Source organism: Psychrobacter alimentarius (genome assembly GCF_001606025.1).
In the GTDB taxonomy this organism is placed as follows: Bacteria; Pseudomonadota; Gammaproteobacteria; order Pseudomonadales; family Moraxellaceae; genus Psychrobacter; species Psychrobacter alimentarius.
In genome coordinates, this window is record NZ_CP014945.1 from 144,222 (window position 1) to 164,158 (window position 19,937).

Here is a 19,937-nt window from a genome sequence, read left to right on the forward strand (position 1 = left end):
GCTGTTTATCCTTAAATAAAATCTATGACGTTTAAATGATAAAAGCAAAAAAAATCCCGCACACTGGCGGGATTTTTTATCGATAAAAATTATTTTTGCTTACGGTCTTCAACTTTCACAAAATCGCGACGCGTTTCACCCGTGTATAACTGACGTGGGCGACCGATTTTGAATGGTGCGCTGTGCATCTCTAACCAATGGCTGATCCAACCAGAGGTACGCGCTAGTGAGAAGATAACCGTGAACATTGACGTTGGGATACCGATGGCTTTTAGGATGATGCCAGAGTAAAAATCAACGTTTGGATATAGGTTACGCTCAACGAAGAACGGATCTTCCAAAGCGATCTTCTCAAGTGCCATGGCAAGCTCAAGCTTAGGATCGTTGATACCAAGGGCACCAAGGACTTCGTCACAAGTTTCTTTCATGACTTGTGCGCGTGGGTCAAAGTTTTTGTAAACACGGTGACCAAAGCCCATCAATTTCACTTCACGGCTTTTCACTTTTTCCATGAATTCAGGTACGTTTTCTACTGAACCGATTTCATCTAACATTTCAAGAACGGCTTCATTTGCGCCACCATGTGATGGTCCCCACAATGCTGCGATACCAGCAGCAATACAAGCGTAAGGGTTGGCACCCGTAGAGCCGGCCAAACGTACAGTAGACGTTGACGCATTTTGCTCATGGTCAGCATGCAAAGTAAAGATCTTGTCCATGGCGCGGGTGATGACATCATTAGGTTTGTAATCTACATCACCAGGCGTTGCAAACATCATGTACAAGAAGTTTTCTGCATAGTTGAAGTCGTTACGTGGATACATGAACGGTTCGCCTCGTGAGTATTTATAACTCATCGCAGCAAGCGTTGGCATTTTTGCAATCAGACGAATCGCAGTGATTTCACGATGCTCTTCGTTGCTTACGTCTAAATGCTCATGATAGAACGCTGATAACGCACCAACAACACCAACCATGATAGCCATTGGATGTGCATCACGGCGGAAGCCTTCAAAGAACTTACGCAGTTGATCATGAACACCCGTATGTTCGCGGATTTTTTTGAAGAAATCGGCTTTTTGCTCACTGTTAGGAAGATCACCATGGATCAACGCATAAGCCACTTCTAGATATTCTGCATTGTTTGCTAGCTGATCGATAGGGTAGCCACGATGTAATAGCTCGCCTTTACCACCATCAATGAAGGTAATTTTTGATTCGACAGGCGCTGTCGCCATAAAACCTGGATCATAAGTCCAGTAGCCAGCTTTTTGGAAGGCAGCAACCTCAATTACCGACGGGCCTAAAGTACCTTCAATAATAGGAAGTTGGTAATCCTTACCATCTACAGTCAATGTGGCTTGATTATCAGCCATAATTTAATCTCCATTTTTTTAGCTTGTTAGAATAAAATTATCTCGGACGCATACCCTCGCGTCGTCATTAGTCAAACAAGTAATTTGAACTTAGCTCATTTGATACGCAAGGTATATTAGCAGCAATTCTTTATGATTTGAAAAGACTTTTACCAACAGTACCCCTAATTGGCGCGGTGTAGACGTGTTTATTCACTGTAATTTTTGTATCAAAATATGTCTGCTTAGTTATTTTGCTTAAAAACTTCTTTTTTGGGACAGTAACTAAGACCCTATTATTATGGCAGTTTTTAGACTTTCTCAACGACAAAATAAGTAATTCTCAATAATTTTACGAGTCAAAAACAGACGGGGTATGAATAGCAGGTCAGTTAAATTGAAACCCAGTTTTGATAAAATGAGGCAATTCTCTATATTTGGTATTACTAATCCCTGTTTATTTGTTAACCCAATGTTCTTCTTTGACTATTTAGGGGATAAATTTGTAATTATTGCTCAGTCATTTTATAATTAGAGGAATTTAACTGGCACTAGCTTTGTGCGAATTGATAAGTGGTCATGATATAATATCGTTTAGAGTCTTCTCTATTGATACTTGGTTACGACTCAATGATGTCTTGATAGACAAGAATCGCCATTTGCGGTTCAAGCGTTCTTGTTAACTGTTCTATTTTTAAGTACTTATTTTAACTGCTTAGCACAAGGTTTGTATTGGTACAAGTAACAGAGCAGCGTTATTTTTATCGATATAAACAGTAAAAATAGACTAGTTAATCGATCTCACGTGTGTTTATTTCCATTGTCCTATATTAGATGGGTTGTTTTATAAATCTGTCAGTTTGACGAGCGATTTTAAACCGTTTATCAATGCCTTATACCAAATGATCGTCTCTTCATATTTAGCATAAACTAAACGAAGTCAGCTAGCTCTTCCTTACTTTATTCGTCTCGTGTGTTGCTCAGTGTTTAATACCATTTATGTTAAGCATGGATAGCATATACAGGAGTATAACCGCAAAAAGGATGCCCGCTGTGAAAAGCAACCGACCTATTGATCTGCCTTTAAGCCAAGTGATTAGTGTTAATCGCTCACCGATTGCAATCGCCTCAATTTTGCATCGTATCTCTGGTATTATTTTATTTTTACTGATTCCTGTCATGCTGTGGTTACTACAGAATTCTTTGGCGTCGCCTGAGAGTTTTGAGACCGTATTTGATAACGTACTTGTACGCTTTATCGCATGGATTTTTGTGGCCTCAATTGCTTATCACTTTGTGATGGGTATCAAGCATTTAATTGCTGATATGGGCAAGACTGAAGAGCTAAAATCTGGCCGTACTGCTGCGATGGTCAGTTTTGTGATTTCAGCGATTCTAATTGTCGCGTCATTTGTATGGGTGATGTTCTAATGATAAAAAATAACTCAGGAATCAAAAGTGCGACTGGTCTGACAGGATCAGGTTCTCGTGATTGGATAGTACAACGTATTAGTGCTGTCGTTTTGGCTGTTTATAGTGTGGTATTACTAGGATTCTTTTTGACTCATGGTAATGTCACTTTCATTGAATGGTCGTCATTTATGACAAGCCTTCCTATGCGCTTATTTAGCTTGGTGGCTGTACTGGCTTTAGCTGGTCACGCTTGGGTTGGCATGTGGACGGTATTCACCGATTACATTACGTCTGGCAAAATGGGCGAAAGCGCACCGAAACTACGTTTGGTATTACAGACTTTAATGATTATCGCCATCTTAGTGTTTCTATTTTGGGGCATCATGATTTTTTGGGGTACAGGCTTTAGCGCTGTTGCAGTGTGATTGCTCCGTTATTACCTTTTAATATCTATACATCATAACGAATGTCTGTCGCAAGATTATTTGCTACTAGCACATCAAAAAGTCATTCGTTATTAGCCAAAAATAGTCATAGCATTGGGCTGATGCTGGTTTGACCAAGGACTTAGAAAATAAAAAGCTAAGTCGATATGGGATAAACAAACATAGCCTAATATAACGATAGATATGCGAATTAAGTGGTCAAAGGTTGTTTGTAACATCCGCTTGAATAATGGTATGTATTGACCAAGTATGAAGATAATTAGTTTGGTAATTACATGATGTTCAAAATAGCCTTTTTATTTACTTTTAAGCATTAACAGGCATTAGGAAAACCGTAATGGCAACTAGACAAGATAACACCATTAGTAATATCAAGACTCTAAACTATGATGCAGTCATCGTTGGTGGTGGCGGCTCAGGTATGCGTGCTTCGCTACACTTGGCGGAAGCAGGCATGAAGGTTGCGGTCCTGACCAAAGTATTCCCAACTCGCTCGCATACAGTCGCAGCACAGGGTGGTATTGGTGCAAGTTTGGGCAACATGAGCAATGACAACTGGCACTTTCACTTCTATGATACCGTTAAGGGATCAGATTGGTTGGGTGACCAAGACGCTATCGAATATATGTGCCGTGAAGCGCCAAAAGTGGTTTATGAGCTTGAGCACATGGGCATGCCTTTCGACCGTAACGAAGATGGTACGATTTATCAGCGTCCGTTTGGTGGTCATACCTCAAACTATGGTGAAAAAGCCGTTCAACGTGCGTGTGCTGCAGCTGACCGTACTGGTCACGCGTTACTACATACGCTCTATCAGAAAAACCTAGAGCAAGGCACTGAATTCTTCATTGAGTGGATCGCACTTGATCTGATCAAAGACGAAGCGGGCAATATCAACGGCGTTGTGGCAATCGAGCAAGAGACAGGTACTGTGGCGGTCTTCCAGTCACCTATTACTGTCTTAGCGACAGGCGGTGCAGGTCGTATCTTTGCCGCGTCTACCAATGCTTACATTAATACTGGTGACGGTATTGGCATGGCAGTTCGTGCCGGTATTCCATTACAAGACATGGAATTCTGGCAGTTCCATCCAACTGGCGTTCACGGTGCTGGCGTACTATTGACCGAAGGTTGTCGCGGTGAAGGCGCTATCTTGCGTAACAAAGATGGCGAAGCGTTCATGGAGCGTTATGCGCCAACCGTAAAAGACTTGGCACCGCGTGATCTAGTATCACGTTCTATGGACCAAGAAATTAAAGAAGGCCGTGGTTGTGGTCCAAATGCCGATCATATCGTGATGGATATGACGCATTTAGGGGTAGAAACCATCATGAAGCGTCTACCGTCAGTATTTGAGATTGGTAAAAACTTTGCCAACGTCGATATCACTAAAGAGCCAATTCCAGTTATTCCAACCATTCACTACATGATGGGCGGCATTCCGACCACCATTCATGGTCAAGTCATTATGCCAGATCTAGAAGCAGGCACTGATGAAGACGGCTTATATGCCAAAGGCAATGTGGTTAAAGGTCTTTATGCTATCGGCGAATGCGCTTGCGTGAGTGTTCACGGTGCCAACCGTTTGGGTACTAACTCACTGCTAGATTTAGTAGTATTTGGTCGTGCGGCTGGTAAACACATTGTTGATGAATTCCATCATGCGGATCACAACTATAAGCCACTTGACCCTCGCGTTCTTGACTTTACAGTGCGTCGCCTAGACAAGCTACAACAGTCTACTGAAGGCTACAATGCACAAGACGTTGCTGATGAAATTCGTGCCATCATGCAAACACATGCAAGCGTATTCCGTACACAAGCTATGATGGATGAAGGGGTTGAGAAGATTTTGGCACTGGGTGATAAGATTGAAAAAATTCACTTGGGTGATAAATCACAAGTATTCAACACAGCACGTATTGAAGCGTTTGAAGTTGCGAACTTATATGAAGTGGCAAAAGCCACAATGATATCAGCCGCGAAGCGTCATGAAAGTCGCGGTGCGCATAGCGTATCTGATTATGATCGTCCAGAAGATGATGATTATGCACCAAATGGCCGTAATGACCATGAATGGATGAAGCATACTTTATGGTATTCTGAAGGCAATCGCGTTATTTATAAGCCAGTTCGCAAAGTTCCATTAACGGTTGACTATATCGAACCAAAAGTTCGTGTCTATTAATTCTAGAACACACTTTCGACGTATTAGAACCGTATAAACGTTTTATCCTTTATTAATTTATTAAAAGGTGACCGCCAGCTACATGCTCATGCCAGCACTATCCTGTTATTAACCAGTGCTCATATCGATTATGAGTACTGATCGACAGTTAGCGCCATTATGTTGCAATCTTTGTATGCCCGCCATCACCTATGTGTGGAGTTTAGCATTATGAGCCGAGGTACTCGCACCATCGAAATCTATCGCTACGATCCTGATGTGGACGCAGCACCGCGCATGCAGACCTATACGATTGAATTACTTGATTCAGATCGTATGTTGCTTGACGTGTTATTACGCCTAAAAAAGGAAGATGAAACAATCACCTTCCGTCGCTCTTGCCGTGAAGGTATTTGTGGTTCTGATGGCGTTAACATCAATGGTAAAAATGGTCTTGCGTGTCTAATTAATATGAACACACTGCCAGAAAAAGTCACCGTTCGCCCATTGCCTGGTCTACCAGTCGTTCGTGATCTTGTGGTAGATATGAACCAGTTCTATGAGCAATATGAAAAAGTACATCCGTACTTAATCAATGACCAGCCAGCACCACCGACGGAACGTCTACAGTCTCCTGAACAGCGTGAGAAATTAAACGGTCTATACGAATGTATCCTATGTGCTTGTTGTTCAACCAGCTGCCCATCATTCTGGTGGAATCCTGACAAGTTCCTAGGTCCATCAGCACTATTGCATGCCTATCGTTTTGTGGCAGACAGTCGTGATGCGGATACCCAAGCGCGTCTAGCGCGTTTAGACGATCCATTCAGTCTATTCCGTTGCCGCGGTATCATGAACTGCGTATCGGTTTGTCCAAAAGGCTTGAATCCAACTAAAGCGATTGGTCATCTACGCAGTATGCTTATTGATCAAGCAGGTTAATGCTTTGTTGATACGACGTTTTTTATATTTATAGTAAAAAAAACACCATCCAATCACTGGGTGGTGTTTTTTATTGAGTATATTCCAAAACCAGATATGGCATTAAGATAGATTATAGAAATGAAAATAACGTTAAGGTAGGTAGGTTAAGGTTGTACTTACAATACGTTGGTCGTATGTAAGAACACATGATATAAACGCGAGCAATCTATATAATTACTGTGAGAAAAACGCATTCACTAAGAGATATTGGGTAAGTTAAATGTTAGAATAGTGCATAAGTTTGCTAGTCGTCTGTTTAGACACGCATGATGATATCTATTACGAATTGTCTCGTTTGTATAGACTATAAAAACGTGACAATACACGGTGATATACAAAGAGTGATATACAAAGAGTGATATACAAAGAGTGATATACAAAGAGTGATATACAAAGAGTGATACTAGGTATTCATTACCTAAATGTTTAGTATTGAACAAACAAACTATGGCTCAAATACCAAGCATGTTATGATATGCAGCAATGTATGTCTGCCCGATAATAATAAATATTTCAGAAACGTCAAAGAATATTCGCGTCATTAGCGAATTTTTTGTTGGCTAAAATTGCCGAATATTCAGTCATACTTTGTTGTTAATACAGTTACTAACAAATTGGTTATGTCTGAAAAGAGTATATATAAATTAATGTTGTGGAACGAGCTAGATAAGAAAACTGCACGTTCACAAATAATTATTTTTTAATAGCAGTATTGAAATGATGACGGTTATTACTATTTAGCAGATCTTGTTATCGTAAATAATGCCCTCAGATTTTTATGACGATAAGTAGTTTTTATCGAATGATACTATTTTATCGTGCGGTACTATTTTATCGAACGATATTAGATGGTATCTGACACAGTGTCAAACTGGTCAATATACGACAGATTTCACAAGAATAAGCACGATTCCATTCATTTATCTATCAAAATAGACGATTATTATGAATAGTATAACTAAAGAAGCAGTGAGTCTCGACCATACAGAACTGGCTGCTGATAACGCCAGTTATGTAGAAGCGCTTTATGAGCAATATCTCAATGATCCTAGTAGCGTAGATCAAGATTGGCAAACGTATTTTGAACAATACAGATCGCCAAACGATGCACCGCATAACGCTATCAAAGATCAATTTTTATTGCTTGCCCGCAATCAAACCGCCAACAAAGGTAGTGCTCAAACTACCGATTCAAACGTCAATAATGCCTCTGACTGCGCTGATCCAAAGCAAATGGGTGTTCAGCAGCTGATTTCTGCTTATCGTCGTCGTGGTCATCGCCGTGCTAAGCTTGATCCATTAGATCTACATCCACGCGCAGAAGTGGAAGATTTGACCCTAGCTTACCATAACCTTTCAGAAGCGGATCTTGATACTGTATTCCCTACCAATGATTTGAATATTGGCAAAGATGAAGCCACATTACGTGAAATCATCGAGATCATGGAGCGCGTATACTGTCGCTACATCGGTATCGAATATATGCACGTAACCACTAGCAAAGAAAAACGCTGGATGGAACAGTATTTAGAAACCAATTTGGGTTACATCAAGTTTGATAAAGAAAAGCGTTTGTCTATTCTTGAGCGCCTAACAGCGGCTGAAGGTTTAGAAAAATATTTGGCGCGTAAATACACGGGCGTTAAGCGTTTCGGTTTAGAGGGTGGCGAAAGCTTTATCCCTGCTATCAATGAAATCATCCAACGTGCGGGTCATTATGGCACCAAAGAGATGGTTATTGGTATGGCCCACCGTGGGCGCCTAAACCTATTGGTGAATATTTTAGGTAAAAACCCAGCCGACTTGTTTGACGAATTTGATGGTAAAGTGCAGCCAGAAAAAGGCTCAGGTGACGTTAAATACCATAATGGTTTTTCATCGAATGTAATGACCCCAGGTGGTGAAGTACATTTGGCGTTGGCATTTAACCCATCGCATCTTGAAATCGTAGCCCCAGTATTACAAGGGTCAGTACGCGCACGTCAAGTTCGTCGTAACGATGAGCCTTTAATGGAGCATACCGATGGCAACTCAGTATTGCCAATCGTTATTCACGGTGATGCAGCGTTTGCTGGTCAAGGCGTGGTTCAAGAAACATTCCAAATGTCACAAACCCGTGCTTATACCACAGGCGGTACGGTACATATTGTTATCAACAACCAAGTTGGTTTTACTACCAGCCGTCAAGAAGATGCTCGTTCAACTGAGTATTGTACTGACGTTGCGAAGATGGTTCATGCGCCAATCTTACATGTAAACAGTGATGATCCTGAATCTGTCGTGTTCGCCGCTCAATTGGCATTGGACTATCGTCGCGAATTTGACAAAGACATTATTATTGACTTGTTCTGTTATCGCCGCAACGGCCATAACGAAGCAGATGAGCCTTCAGCCACGCAGCCACTGATGTATGCTGTGATTAAGAAGCTACCGACTGCACGTACTATCTATGCACAGAAACTTATCGAAGACGGTATCTTGAGTGCTGATGAAGAAAAACAGTATGAAGATGATTACCGTGAGTCGTTAGATCGTGGTGACTATGTTGCCAACTCATTAGTCAATGAGCCTAATGAAGCGCTATTTGTCGATTGGAAGCCTTATTTGGGTCATGATTTGGTCGACGAGTGGGATACCAGTGTTGATATTGAAAAGCTCAAAGCTTATGGACGCCGTATGGCTGAAATGCCAGAAGGCTATAAGCTACAACGCCAGGTTCAGAAGATGGTAGAGCAACGCTTAGCCATGCAAACGGGTGAAGAGCCATTGAACTGGGGTGCAGCTGAGACATTGGCTTATGCGTCATTAGTAGACAATGATGATGTATTGGTCCGTATTACTGGCGAAGATGTAGGCCGTGGTACGTTCTCACATCGTCATAGCGAAATTTATAATGTAAATGATGGCAGTATGTATGTGCCATTGGCTCATATGAGTGACACGCAAGCCCGTTTTGCTACTTATAACTCATTGTTATCAGAAGAAGCCGTCTTGGCTTTTGAATATGGTTATGCCACCACAGTACCGAACGCATTAATCGTTTGGGAAGCGCAGTTCGGCGATTTCGTCAATGGCGCACAGGTAGTGATTGATCAGTTTATCGCGAGTGGCGAAACCAAGTGGCAGCGTGTTTGTGGTCTAACTATGCTATTGCCGCATGGCTTTGAAGGTCAGGGTCCTGAGCATTCATCTGCACGTTTAGAGCGTTTCTTGCAGCTGTGTGCTGAAGACAATATGCAAGTAATTACGCCAACCACGCCAGCACAGATTTACCATGCGCTACGTCGTCAGGCTGTACGTCCAATTCGTAAACCATTGATTGTCATGTCACCGAAAAGTTTGTTACGCCATAAGTTGGCAACGTCGAACTTAGAAGAGCTTGCTAATGGTAAGTTTGAAACCGTATTGCCAGAGATGGACGATCACAATGCAGATAAAGTGACTCGTATGGTCTTATGTGGTGGCAAAGTATATTACGATTTGCTCGAACAACGCCGCGCTCTAGGATTAGAGCATGTTGCTATCGTTCGTATTGAGCAGCTTTATCCATTGCCAGAAAAGCGTTTGATTGCTGAGATTGAAAAGTATAGCAACTTGGCAGAAATCGTATGGACGCAAGAAGAGCCGCTTAACCAAGGCGCTTGGTATTATCTAGCACCGCATATGTTCCGTATTGTCGTACCGCACCCAACCAAGGCGAAAGTCATGGAGCCGGTGGCACGTCCTCCTAGTGCAGCACCTGCGACAGGCTCACCAAAAATCCATGCTCAGCAGCAGCAAGCGTTGATCGCTGGTGGCCTTGGCATAAGTGTTGATGAGTTATCTCAGTAACAGATTATATAATTGAAAGACTATACAAGATAAATGAATCAGGCGATAACAGGCAGCACAATGTAATCTTATTCAGCATAGTGCTGACTGCTTATCACGACTTAATAATAAGTATGAATATCCAAATCTAAGGAGTATATCGATGGCTGATATCAAAGCCCCCGTTTTTCCAGAATCGGTTGCCGATGGCACAATCGTTGAATGGCATGTTACTGAAGGTCAGCAAGTAAATCGTGATGATCTATTGGCCGAAATCGAAACCGATAAAGTCGTATTAGAAGTGGTAGCGCCTGATAATGGCGTTGTTACTAAAATCGTTAAACAAGTAGATGATACAGTATTGTCTGACGAGCTTATTGCTGAATTTGAAGCGGGTGCAAGCGCCAGTGCAGATTCTGCTCCAGCTGTAGATCCAGATCAACCAGCAGCACCAGTACAAGCAAAACAAGCAGCCGATGGTGGCGAGCCTGTACAAGTAACAGATAAAAAGAACGAAGATGATCATAAAGATCAAAGCCCAGCAGTTCGTAAAGCGGCAAAAGAAAGTGGCGTAGATCCTAAAGAAGTTGAAGGTAGTGGTCGCGGTGGCCGTGTTACCAAAACAGATATGGCAAACCCAACGTTGAAAGCAGACAGCAGCATTAAGTCTGACAGTGGCCGTCCAGTTGCTGAGTCAACAGGTGAGCGTACTGAAAAACGTGTCCCAATGACCCGTCTTCGTAAGACAGTTGCAAATCGTTTGCTAGCAGCGTCTCAAGAAACAGCCATGTTAACGACGTTTAACGAAGTCAATATGAAGCCGCTGATGGATATGCGTGCTAAGTATAAAGATCAATTTGAGAAGCGTCATGGCGTACGTTTAGGCTTTATGTCATTGTTCGTAAAAGCTGCGACAGAAGCACTCAAGCGCTTCCCAGCAGTAAACGCTTCACTAGATGGTGATGATATTGTTTATCATGGTTTTTATGATATCGGTGTTGCCGTATCATCAGATCGCGGTCTAGTCGTTCCAGTATTACGTGATACCGATCGCATGAGCATGGCAGATGTAGAGAGCCGTATCCGTGAACTTGGTGGCCTTGCTCAAAAAGGTAAGCTTGGTATTAGCGACATGACTGGTGGTACGTTCACGATCTCGAACGGCGGTGTATTTGGCTCATTGATGTCAACGCCTATTTTGAACCCACCCCAAACGGCTATCTTAGGTATGCATGCTATCAATGACCGTCCTATGGCTGTTGATGGTAAAGTTGAAATCTTACCAATGATGTATCTTGCGCTGTCTTATGACCATCGTATGATTGATGGTAAAGAAGCCGTGCAGTTCTTAGTAACGATCAAAGAGTTGGTTGAAGATCCAGCCATGTTACTACTAGACTTATAAGCTTCTAAGCTTGTATTGGCAAACGCTGATACAAGCTTTTTAACTTTAGTATAGATGTTGGGCAAGGTGGTCAATAATTTGTGTATCGATTGGTATGTTAAAGCAATCTGGTCATTATTATTGAGTACTTCTTATCAGCGAGTAAGAGCGTAATCTGCTGTCATAGTGTATTAACTATGATGAGAGTCAGGCTTTTATTCATTGATAACAAAGCCCGCAGTTTGAATAATACATAAACTTAGAATTGAAAAATAGGAACGTACTATGAAAGACAATTATGATCTAGTCGTCATCGGCGGCGGTCCTGGTGGTTATGAAGCCGCTATCCGTGCAGGCCAGTTGGGTATGAGCGTTGCTTGTATCGAAAAACGTGTTTATAAAGGTGAGCCTGCGCTTGGCGGTACTTGCCTGAATGTGGGTTGTATCCCATCAAAAGCCTTGCTTGATAGTTCGCATCGTTATGAAGCGACCAAACATGATCTACAAGAACATGGTATTACTACTGGCGACGTAGCCATTGATATCGAGCAAATGATTGCCCGTAAAGAAGGTATTGTTAAGCAATTAACAGGCGGTGTTGCTGCATTATTAAAAGGCAATGGTGTTGATTGGTTACAAGGTTGGGGCACACTGGTTGATGGCACGGGCACTGATAAAAAAGTGAAATTTACTGCGTTAGAAGATGATTCTGAAACTACTATTACTGCTAAAAACGTCATTCTTGCTGCAGGTTCTGTCCCTATCGATATCCCTGTTGCAAAAACTGACGGTGATCGCATTGTTGATTCTACTGGCGCTCTTGATTTCACAGAAGTTCCTAAGCGTTTAGGTGTTATTGGTGCTGGTGTTATCGGTCTTGAGCTAGGTTCAGTATGGCGTCGTCTAGGCGCTGAAGTAGTCGTTTATGAAGCGCTTCCAAGCTTCCTTGCCGCTGCTGACAAAGATATTGCTAAAGAAGCGGGTAAAATGCTGACGAAGCAAGGCCTTGATATCCGTGTGGATACCAAAGTAACCAATGCTGAAGTCAAAGGTGACCAAGTCGTTGTCACTAGCGAAAGCAAAGGTGAGTCATCTGAAGAAAGTTTCGATAAGCTTATCGTTTGTGTTGGACGTCGTGCCTACGCCGAAAAACTGCTCGGCGATGATAGCGGTATCACGTTGACTGAACGTGGTTTGATTGATGTCAATGATCAGTGCAAAACCAACCTTGATGGCGTTTATGCGATTGGTGACTTAGTACGTGGCCCTATGCTTGCGCATAAAGCGATGGAAGAAGGCATGATGGCGGTTGAGCGTATCCATGGCGAAAAAGCGCAAGTTAACTATGATACCATCATCAACGTTATCTATACGCATCCAGAAATCGCATGGGTTGGTTTGACTGAGCAAGAAGCTGAGGAAGCAGGCTATGAAGTTAAAACTGGCTCGTTCAATTTAGCGGCTAACGGCCGTGCATTGGCGCAAAGCGAAGCTCAAGGCTCTATCAAAGTCGTCGCAGATGCCAAAACAGATCGTCTATTAGGGATGCATGCTATTTCTGCGGGCGCGGGCGATATCGTCCATCAAGGCATGATCGCGATGGAGTTTGTCTCTAGTATCGAAGATTTACAGCTGATGACGTTTGCTCATCCAACCATTTCAGAAGCAGTGCATGAAGCTGCTCTGTCTGCTGATGGTCGTGCTATTCACGCCATTCAGCGTAAAAAGCGTAAGAAATAAGTAGTTATTTTCATAAGTACCGACTTATAACCTGATTGTGGCATCGCTAGCATAGCGGTTGCTACGATCATGAGTGCGTCAGACGGACGTCTAACAGTTATGTAGGGCGCACTTGTTTTCACTTTTTATTAATTGTAAAAAATAAAGGATACAATCAATGAATCTACATGAGTATCAAGCAAAAGAGCTATTAAAGAGCTACGGACTGCCTATTCAAGAAGGTATTATTGCCCACAACGGCGACGAAGCTGCCGCTGCTTTTGATAAGACACCAACTGACATTGCGGTTATCAAAGCACAGGTACATGCAGGTGGTCGTGGTAAAGCGGGTGGTGTGAAACTGGTTAAGACTCGTGAGGAAGCCAAGCAAGTTGCTGAGGAACTAATTGGTACCAACCTAGTAACGTTCCAAACCGATGCTGACGGTCAGCCAGTTAACTTTGTATTGGTTGCAGAAGATATGTATCCAGTACAAACTGAACTATATCTTGGTGCAGTGGTTGATCGTGCGACTCGTCGCGTGACTTTCATGGCATCTACTGAAGGTGGTGTGGATATTGAAGAAGTGGCTCACAACACGCCAGAAAAAATCTTCAAAGTAAATGTAGATCCATTAGTTGGCCTATTGCCTTTCCAAGCACGTGATGTTGCGTTCAAGCTAGGCCTAGAAGGCAAGCAAATCAATCAGTTCGTTAAATTGATGACTGGCGCTTATAAAGCATTTGTTGAAAATGACTTTGCTTTGATGGAAATCAACCCATTGGCCGTTCGTGAAAATGGCGAAATCGTTTGTGTTGATGGCAAAATCGGTATTGACTCAAACGCTTTATATCGTCTGCCAAAAATCGCAGCGCTACAAGACAAAACGCAAGAAAATGAGCGTGAGCTCAAAGCGGCTGAGTTTGATCTAAACTACGTTGCGCTGGAAGGTAACATCGGTTGTATGGTCAACGGCGCTGGTCTTGCAATGGCGACGATGGACATCATCAAATTGTACGGCGGCAAGCCTGCTAACTTCTTGGACGTTGGCGGCGGTGCAACCAAAGATCGCGTTGTTGAAGCGTTCAAAATCATCCTAGAAGACAGCAGTGTTGAAGGCGTTCTTATCAACATCTTTGGCGGTATCGTACGTTGTGACATGATTGCAGAAGCTATTATCGCTGCTATCAAAGAAGTTGACGTAAAAGTGCCAGTCGTTGTTCGTCTAGAAGGTAACAACGCTGAGAAAGGTGCACAGATCTTAGAAGAGTCTGGTTTGAAGCTTATTTCTGCTCAAGGCCTATCTGACGCTGCTCAAAAAATTGTCGATGCTGTTAAAGCCTAAGTCTTTAAACCTAAGTGTTTAGAGATAGACGCTTAAGCATAGTAGTCAAAGCGTGATAGCAGCTTGTTGATACAAAACAGACCATCAATATTGATCAGTCGACAAGTCAGCAAGTGGTTATCACAAGACAACCGAATACAAGGAAAACATAATGAGTGTATTAATCGATAAAGATACCAAAGTATTGGTACAAGGTTTTACTGGTAAAAATGGTACGTTCCATTCTGAGCAAGCCATCGAATACGGTACGAAAGTTGTTGGCGGTGTAACCCCTGGTAAAGGTGGTCAAACCCACCTAGGCCTACCAGTATTCAACACGATGAGTGAGGCGATGGAAGCCACTCAAGCGGATGCTTCTGTTATCTATGTACCAGCACCATTCGTACTTGACTCTATCATCGAAGCAATCGATGCAGGTGTTAAATTAATCGTTGTGATCACTGAAGGTGTTCCAACGCTTGATATGCTAAAAGCCAAGCGCTATCTTGAAGCAGCAGGCGACGTACGTCTTGTTGGTCCTAACTGCCCAGGTGTTATCACGCCAGGTCAGTGCAAAATTGGTATCATGCCAGGTCACATCCATCAGCCAGGTAAAGTGGGTATCATCTCACGCTCTGGTACATTGACTTATGAAGCCGTCGCGCAAACGACTAAGCTTGGTTTTGGTCAGTCAACTTGTATCGGTATCGGTGGTGATCCTATCCCTGGTATGAACCAGATTGATGCATTGAAATTGTTCGAAGCTGATCCACAAACTGAAGCGATTATCCTAATCGGTGAAATCGGTGGTACTGCTGAAGAAGAAGCAGCCGCTTACATCAAAGACCATGTCACTAAGCCAGTTGTTGGTTACATCGCTGGTGTTACTGCTCCTGAAGGTAAGCGTATGGGTCATGCTGGCGCTATTATCTCTGGTGGTCAAGGTACTGCTGAAGAAAAATTCAAAGCCTTTGAAGATGCTGGTATCGCATACACGCGCGACCCGTCTAAGCTTGGTGAAAAGTTGAAAGAAGTTACTGGCTGGTAATGTAGGCAAAAATCTACAGTCTAACTACTAAAATGGCATTGAAAAGAAATAAAGACACCCCTACAATGGGGTGTCTTTTTTTGTGGTGAAAGTAATATTATGAAGAATAAAATATTAGTCACCGGTGGTGCTGGGTATATAGGCTCTCATACTTGTATTGCCTTGCATGAAGCAGGTTACGATATTGTAGTGTACGACAACTTGTCAAATAGTAGTTGTGAAGCGATCAACCGTGTCTCTATCCTAACTGGAAAGCCGATTGAGTTTATCAAAGGCGATATCCGCGATACTGAGATGCTGAGACAAGTATTTTCCTCCAATTATTTCTTTGGCGTCATTCATTTTGCTGGTCTAAAATCGGTTGGAGAATCAGTCTCCAAACCCTTGCTATATTATAATAATAACATTAGCGGTACTATCAATCTGCTAGAAGTTATGGCGGAGTATGATGTTAAAAATATAGTATTCTCTTCCTCTGCCACCGTTTATGGCGATCCTGAAAAGCTACCTATCGATGAGAGTTCACCACGTTCTTGTACTAATCCTTACGGACAAAGTAAGCTTGCAGTTGAATATATATTAGAAGATTTAGCCATATCAGATGATAACTGGAATCTTATTTCTTTAAGATATTTTAATCCAGTAGGTGCGCACCCATCAGGGAAAATTGGTGAAGACCCTAACGATATTCCGAATAACTTGATGCCATATATTTCTCAGGTAGCAGTCGGCAAACTTGATAAACTCAATATTTTCGGTAACGACTATTCTACCGTAGATGGAACAGGTGTACGTGATTTTATTCATGTTAGCGATCTAGCACAAGGTCATGTAGCAGCACTAAATCACTTAGAACAACAAACCAGTTTAAATAAAAATCGTTCAGTAGGTTTTTTACCTATTAACTTAGGTACTGGAAGAGGAACCTCGGTCTTAGAGCTTGTCAACGCTTTTATTCAAGTTACAGGACAAGCTATTCCATATCAATTTGTAGGTCGCCGTGCAGGCGATGTTGCTAGCTGTTGCGCTAGTGCCTATAAAGCGAAAGTTTTATTAGGATGGGAGGCTAAGCTATCTATCACTGAAATGTGTCAGGATACATGGAATTGGCAAAGTAATAACCCGAATGGTTATAGAGTTAAAGATATTTAAGCTAAATTTGAAAAGCTTACTAAATAAAACATAGCTTTTATTGTATTCTATCATTAAAGGCTTGAGTTATTTGACTTTTGAAATAACTAACTAAATAACTAACTAAAGAGAGATTTTTGTGGAAAACATCTTTATCTACGCTGGAAGTAGATCTGCCAGACTTGCAGATTATATATTAATAAAGAATCCTAAATGGTTTCCAACTCAAGTTAAATATAATGTTGCTATAGGTAGGGCGATAAAGACTAATTGGGGGAGAAAAAGTGTCAGTCTTCTGGCTAAACAAATTGAAGAAAAAGGCTATCAGAATACGGATATAAACAGAGAACTAGGGACTCTATTAAAAAAATATGATACTGGTATTAACTTACTAGACAATAAGCTAGATATTGTCGATAGCAACTCAGTAAGTAACTTGTTCAAAATTCCAGAAATGATTAAATCAAATAAAGTATTTAATAGACTTCAAGAAGAGCAAATGAATTTTTATCAAATATCTTCTATACTGAACAGTGAGAATATAGAGGTAACAGATGAGTTTTTGGATGTGTGGCTAAGTAAATGTACGAAAGAAGATAAGAGATATTTGATAAATATTATTACCTATTTAGAAGAGGCTGTAAAACACAGTGATATAAATTATTTACGTTTGAGACTGTCTCAAGCTTATACTTTAGCTATGAACTTAGGTCAATCAAGGGATAGCTATTTTAAGTATACATTGTTTTATAAAACTACTCCTTCTATAAATTATGTAATAGGAAATAATAATAAATTATTCATCAATAAACTTTTTCAAAGAAATGACAGCCTTGTCGCGCATCCGTTATTAGATAATAAAGTAGCTACTAGGTTTTTTGAAAATCACTCCGAATTTATTCATAGTTATTATACCGATACTTGGAAAGAAGCTTTAAGCATTGATCATGAATTAAGGAAAACTTCTAAAAAAAGTACAGATATAAAAGAATTTAGATCCAATAAGAAAGTACTTTTTGTTACAGATGCTAACTGGAATTTTCTGACCACATTGATTTCAGAAATTGAGTCCTTACACACTGATATTGATGTTTATGATTATTCTTCTTTTTCTAAAATAATGAAGAGACAAGATAAAAATATTTATGCTAAGGTTTTATATTCTCCTCTATCTACTACATTGGAAGAGCATACAGTAAATAGAAACTATCTTAAAGAAATAGACCCAGTATTTTTTGAAAAGCTAGAAAATGCTGATATTGTATTTTGCGAATGGGGCAATGAGACAGCCGTATTTTTATCTAAGTTTGCACCTCCAAATACAAAGATAATTGTTAGAATACATAGTTACGAAGTATTCACTTTTTGGCATTTATTTATAAATTTAGGTGGAGTCGATGGTTTTATCTTTGTTGCCCCTCATATTAAAGATATTTTTCTAAAAAATGCATCTTCTATCCATTATGATCGTGAAATGAACAATCATATTGAAGTATTTCCTAACGTCAAAGATTACTCATCTATCACAACAGAAAAAGATAAAGAATCTGCTTTTACTTTAGGTCTTGCTGGTTTTAACAAAATTAATAAAGGTCTTATTAGAGCATTAGAAATATTCCAAAAGCTACATACAGAAGATAATAGGTGGAAGTTAAGGTTAGCAGGAGATCATTTTGTAACTGACTCACTGGATTATGGATATTGGAAGAATGTATGTGAACCTTATATTTTACATAACAACTTGCAAGAAGTAATTATATTTGATGGTTATCAAAATATTCCCCAATGGTTAAAAGGTATCGGCTTTATACTATCGGTAAGTGATAGGGAAGGTACACATGAAGCTTTAGTAGAAGGTGTATCTTCAGGATCTATTCCCTTAATCATAGATTGGGCAATGGTCAAAAAGTTTGGAGGTGTGAGTAAATTATACCCATTCCTTAAAGATTATATATTTGAAGATATAGAAGGATCAGATTTAATAAGTACTAAAAATTTACATCATTATTATAGTGCAGAGAGACTAGAGCTAAGTCAGAAAATGCAATCAATGCATGATCCTAAAAAAATATCTAAAAACATTTACGAATTTATGGGAAAAGTTTATGAAGCCTAAAATATTTACCTTATTAGGTAATAACACAACGTTAAATACTACTGGTGGGGACAAAATTAATGAAATAAGATTTTATACTGCACTCAGTAAGCATTTTGAAGTTTACTATAACGGGCAATTATTTAACCCTCATGCAAGAGATTATGGAATCAAAGATCTTCCAATTCAAATTCCTGAAGATAATTACGATCTTTACTACATTAGAGCAAATAACAGAATTCTTTATAATTGTCCAAGACCTAAAGTTGCTATGGGTATACCTTATAGTAGTTGGCTATATCATCATGTAGATGCAGTTATAACCACGACAGAAAGTTGGAAGCAGGCTATACTAAACTATAATGACTCTGCTTACTACAGAGAACTAGTCGGGGATTGGTATGGAAACAGTGAAAAGATAATTGTTCCAAAAAAAATTATAAATATACGTCAAACTATTGATTCTAACTTCATGGAAAAAATTGATGCAAATAGCCTAATGAGAAATAGAATATCATTTGGTCTGAAGCCAACGTTTGGTTTCTTCGGTAGTTTGGCAATGCAAATATTTCCAAATTTGGCTATTAAGGCTTTACAGAGAATGATTAGTAATGGTTATGAAATTAATATCATAGCGGCAGGTAAAAAATATCAAAATACTGTAATTCCTAACAAAGTTAATTACTTAGGGTATCTTCCCTATGAAAGTATACCTAATTATATACAAACTTGTACATGTCTGATTGCAAATGAAGGTGTTGAAACTGAGTACCTTGGTTCTGGGAAGGTCTTAGACGCAATTGCTGCTGGTATTCCAATCTTATCTTATAGAAGTGCAGTTAGAGAAGAACAGTTAGGGAAAGATTATTTAGGATTCTATAACTCAGAAGAAGAAGCTTATTTCATTGCTAAGTTTATATTAGAAAATCATTTCTTTAGAAATAAAATAGTAGAGCAACTCAAGCTTCGCTATGAAATGTTTTCAACTGAAAGCCAGGGAGATTATCTTTGCAAACAATTTTCCGATTTAATTATATAGTTCTTAGCTTAGGTAACTTAAA

The 19,937-nt window shown here is 40.4% G+C and carries 13 protein-coding genes; 12 read left to right on the plus strand and 1 reads right to left on the minus strand.

The window, feature by feature from the left end:
* Window positions 1–89 precede the first annotated feature (89 nt).
* A complete protein-coding gene (gene gltA / locus A3K91_RS00615) occupies window positions 90–1,376 on the minus strand; it encodes a citrate synthase (protein ID WP_062843553.1) in 1,287 nt (428 codons plus the stop codon).
* A 1,023-nt stretch (window positions 1,377–2,399) separates the two neighbouring features.
* Here gltA and sdhC point away from each other — a divergent pair.
* The 12 genes from sdhC (at window position 2,400) to A3K91_RS00675 (ending at window position 19,915) form a co-directional block, all read left to right on the plus strand.
* A complete protein-coding gene (gene sdhC, locus A3K91_RS00620) occupies window positions 2,400–2,786 on the plus strand; it encodes a succinate dehydrogenase, cytochrome b556 subunit (protein ID WP_084387208.1) in 387 nt (128 codons plus the stop codon).
* A 2-nt stretch (window positions 2,787–2,788) separates the two neighbouring features.
* Window positions 2,789–3,193: a succinate dehydrogenase, hydrophobic membrane anchor protein gene (gene sdhD, locus A3K91_RS00625; protein ID WP_095569553.1), complete on the plus strand. Its 405-nt coding sequence runs from the start codon at window positions 2,789–2,791 to the stop codon at window positions 3,191–3,193.
* A gap of 358 nt (window positions 3,194–3,551) precedes the next feature.
* Entirely contained in the window at window positions 3,552–5,402 is a 1,851-nt protein-coding gene (sdhA, locus tag A3K91_RS00630; RefSeq protein WP_062843555.1) for a succinate dehydrogenase flavoprotein subunit, read from the plus strand.
* A gap of 210 nt (window positions 5,403–5,612) precedes the next feature.
* Window positions 5,613–6,323 (plus strand): succinate dehydrogenase iron-sulfur subunit, encoded by a 711-nt coding sequence (locus A3K91_RS00635; RefSeq protein WP_062843556.1) that lies wholly within the window; start codon window positions 5,613–5,615, stop codon window positions 6,321–6,323.
* Between the two features lie 987 nt (window positions 6,324–7,310).
* Window positions 7,311–10,196, plus strand: coding sequence for a 2-oxoglutarate dehydrogenase E1 component (locus tag A3K91_RS00640; protein ID WP_062843557.1), 2,886 nt, complete (start codon window positions 7,311–7,313; stop codon window positions 10,194–10,196).
* Window positions 10,197–10,338: 142 nt separating this feature from the next.
* A complete protein-coding gene (gene odhB / locus A3K91_RS00645; protein WP_062843558.1) occupies window positions 10,339–11,580 on the plus strand; it encodes a 2-oxoglutarate dehydrogenase complex dihydrolipoyllysine-residue succinyltransferase in 1,242 nt (413 codons plus the stop codon).
* Window positions 11,581–11,844: 264 nt separating this feature from the next.
* Complete coding sequence (gene lpdA, locus A3K91_RS00650) at window positions 11,845–13,299, plus strand: dihydrolipoyl dehydrogenase (RefSeq protein WP_062843559.1); 1,455 nt, start codon at window positions 11,845–11,847, stop codon at window positions 13,297–13,299.
* Between the two features lie 157 nt (window positions 13,300–13,456).
* Window positions 13,457–14,623, plus strand: a complete 1,167-nt coding sequence (gene sucC, locus A3K91_RS00655) for an ADP-forming succinate--CoA ligase subunit beta (protein ID WP_062843560.1) — start codon at window positions 13,457–13,459, stop codon at window positions 14,621–14,623.
* Window positions 14,624–14,774: 151 nt separating this feature from the next.
* Window positions 14,775–15,650, plus strand: coding sequence for a succinate--CoA ligase subunit alpha (sucD, locus tag A3K91_RS00660; RefSeq protein ID WP_062843561.1), 876 nt, complete (start codon window positions 14,775–14,777; stop codon window positions 15,648–15,650).
* 99 nt (window positions 15,651–15,749) lie between these two features.
* Window positions 15,750–16,802 carry a UDP-glucose 4-epimerase GalE gene (gene galE / locus A3K91_RS00665; RefSeq protein WP_062843562.1) on the plus strand — a complete coding sequence of 351 codons (1,053 nt, stop codon included), beginning with the start codon at window positions 15,750–15,752 and terminating at the stop codon, window positions 16,800–16,802.
* 118 nt (window positions 16,803–16,920) lie between these two features.
* Complete coding sequence (locus A3K91_RS00670) at window positions 16,921–18,897, plus strand: glycosyltransferase family protein (RefSeq protein WP_062843563.1); 1,977 nt, start codon at window positions 16,921–16,923, stop codon at window positions 18,895–18,897.
* Window positions 18,887–19,915, plus strand: coding sequence for a glycosyltransferase (locus tag A3K91_RS00675; protein WP_136139169.1), 1,029 nt, complete (start codon window positions 18,887–18,889; stop codon window positions 19,913–19,915). The genes A3K91_RS00670 and A3K91_RS00675 overlap by 11 nt, the downstream gene beginning before the upstream one ends.
* The last annotated feature ends 22 nt before the right edge of the window (window positions 19,916–19,937 follow it).

What these genes read in the sequence shown, in the direction of transcription:
- A3K91_RS00675 (WP_136139169.1), top strand. Translation starts at nt 18,887, where the DNA reads ATGAAGCCTAAAATATTTACCTTATTAGGTAATAACACAACGTTAAAT.
- lpdA (WP_062843559.1), top strand. Translation starts at nt 11,845, where the DNA reads ATGAAAGACAATTATGATCTAGTCGTCATCGGCGGCGGTCCTGGTGGT.
- galE (WP_062843562.1), top strand. Translation starts at nt 15,750, where the DNA reads ATGAAGAATAAAATATTAGTCACCGGTGGTGCTGGGTATATAGGCTCT.
- sdhC (WP_084387208.1), top strand. Translation starts at nt 2,400, where the DNA reads ATGCCCGCTGTGAAAAGCAACCGACCTATTGATCTGCCTTTAAGCCAA.
- sucD (WP_062843561.1), top strand. Translation starts at nt 14,775, where the DNA reads ATGAGTGTATTAATCGATAAAGATACCAAAGTATTGGTACAAGGTTTT.
- A3K91_RS00640 (WP_062843557.1), top strand. Translation starts at nt 7,311, where the DNA reads ATGAATAGTATAACTAAAGAAGCAGTGAGTCTCGACCATACAGAACTG.
- sucC (WP_062843560.1), top strand. Translation starts at nt 13,457, where the DNA reads ATGAATCTACATGAGTATCAAGCAAAAGAGCTATTAAAGAGCTACGGA.
- odhB (WP_062843558.1), top strand. Translation starts at nt 10,339, where the DNA reads ATGGCTGATATCAAAGCCCCCGTTTTTCCAGAATCGGTTGCCGATGGC.
- A3K91_RS00635 (WP_062843556.1), top strand. Translation starts at nt 5,613, where the DNA reads ATGAGCCGAGGTACTCGCACCATCGAAATCTATCGCTACGATCCTGAT.
- sdhA (WP_062843555.1), top strand. Translation starts at nt 3,552, where the DNA reads ATGGCAACTAGACAAGATAACACCATTAGTAATATCAAGACTCTAAAC.
- gltA (WP_062843553.1), bottom strand. Translation starts at nt 1,376, where the DNA reads ATGGCTGATAATCAAGCCACATTGACTGTAGATGGTAAGGATTACCAA.